The sequence below is a fragment of the Candidatus Pelagibacter communis genome (assembly GCF_001180105.1).
GTDB lineage: Bacteria > Pseudomonadota > Alphaproteobacteria > Pelagibacterales > Pelagibacteraceae > Pelagibacter > Pelagibacter ubique_K.
In genome coordinates, this window is the sequence record NZ_CVSO01000035.1 from 1 (window position 1) to 1,479 (window position 1,479).

Sequence of the window (1,479 nt, forward strand, 5' to 3'; positions counted from 1 at the left end):
AATAAATTGCCTTTAATCCAGCTTTTGCGTGTTGCACTGCGTGATTGCCCGATAGAGAGCCAAGTGTATTAACGTAAGACTCGGTGTTTAATAAATTCCATAATTTTGTAGATTGTTGTTTGCATATTGAATATTCAATCTTAATCGAGCCTCTTAACCTATCAACTTCGTCTTGATTGTAATCTCTTTTAATTCCTGCAAATCTTTTTAAATCGTAAGAAACCTTTTTTTCAGCACCCATTTTATAATCCTTTGTTGATGTGTTGTGATTTAAGCGAAACTAGTTATTTTCACCAAATTCTTGGGTGAATTCATTCATCCCGCTAGAACCCCAATCACAGTGATCATCTCTTAAATAAATACCTGAGCTGCTGTTAGATGGCATGTTCTCTGACGTATTTTCTTGGTTTTTTAAGTAGTTTTTTTTGTTTTTGTTGTCCATAAGAAGCTTATAATTTACAAAATTTACAAAATCTACTAAATTCAATAAAATGCTTGTAAAATGGGATAATTTGTTGTAAATAATAATTTACAAAGTTTACAAATAGAAAACATGAGTCAAATTGATCTTAAGATAGGACCAAAAATCAAGTCATTTAGACGTCAATTAGGGATTCAAGCAAATAAACTAGCTGAACAATTAGGAATTTCAGCGAGCTATCTTAATTTAATTGAGAGTGGAAAAAGAAAAATCGACGGAGATTTACTATTAAAAGTTTGCGAGGAATTAAAAATTGAACTTTCAGATTTAACTAATAAATCTGATTTAAACCTCGTTAACGACATATCTGAATTACTCGATGATCAGTTGTTTGAGGATTTAGACATTGTGGGACCAGAAGTTAAAGATCTTGTGAATACAAACCCAAAAATTGCAAAAGCTTTAATAAAATTAGGAGATAATTTTAAACAAAAAGATCATGAAATAATTAATAAAGTAGAAAATTTATCTGGAAAGATTATTGATAGCAGAAAGACTGCATTTCCCGGAGAAGTAATTTCTGATTTTTTACAAGAAAAAAAAAATTATTTTCCAAAGTTAGAGGAATTCGCGAATAATATTTTTGAAAAAGTTCAAAAAAATAATCGAACAAGATATATAGCATTATGTGAATTTTTAAAAACAGAATATTCAATTACAGTGAAAGATGTAATTCCTGATGAAGGTAAGCCATTTTCAAAAATTTTCGATAAAAATAAAAAAGAACTTTTATTAAGTGATTATAATTCTCTTGAAACTAAAAAATTACATGCGGCAGCTCAAATAGCTCAAGAAGGGGCCATGGGGGAAATAAATAATTATTTGTCTGAATTTAAATTTCCAACAGAAGAGTCCAAAAGACTTACCCAAATTGCGTTATTGAATTATTGTGGTGCAGCAATTTTGATGCCTTACAAATTATTTCATTCTGAATGTAAAAAACTGAAATACGACTTAGAACTACTTCAAAATACTTTTGCAACTTCGTTTGAACAAGT

At 29.3% G+C, this 1,479-nt stretch carries 2 protein-coding genes and 1 pseudogene; 1 reads left to right on the forward strand and 2 read right to left on the reverse strand.

What is annotated here, in order from left to right:
* Together AMN84_RS02120 and AMN84_RS05040 are read right to left on the reverse strand one after the other, a co-directional pair.
* Positions 1 to 241: pseudogene (locus tag AMN84_RS02120) on the reverse strand (isocitrate lyase); the annotation flags it as partial.
* 39 nt (positions 242 to 280) lie between these two features.
* Positions 281 to 442, reverse strand: coding sequence for a hypothetical protein (locus AMN84_RS05040; protein ID WP_179850691.1), 162 nt, complete (start codon positions 440 to 442; stop codon positions 281 to 283).
* A 111-nt stretch (positions 443 to 553) separates the two neighbouring features.
* Here AMN84_RS05040 and AMN84_RS02125 point away from each other — a divergent pair.
* Positions 554 to 1,479: XRE family transcriptional regulator (locus tag AMN84_RS02125; RefSeq protein ID WP_143755536.1), on the forward strand; the 926-nt coding region annotated here is incomplete at its 3' end.

Bases quoted from the DNA above. Each gene is read 5' to 3' on its own strand.
- AMN84_RS05040 (WP_179850691.1), bottom strand. From the start codon at position 442: ATGGACAACAAAAACAAAAAAAACTACTTAAAAAACCAAGAAAATACG.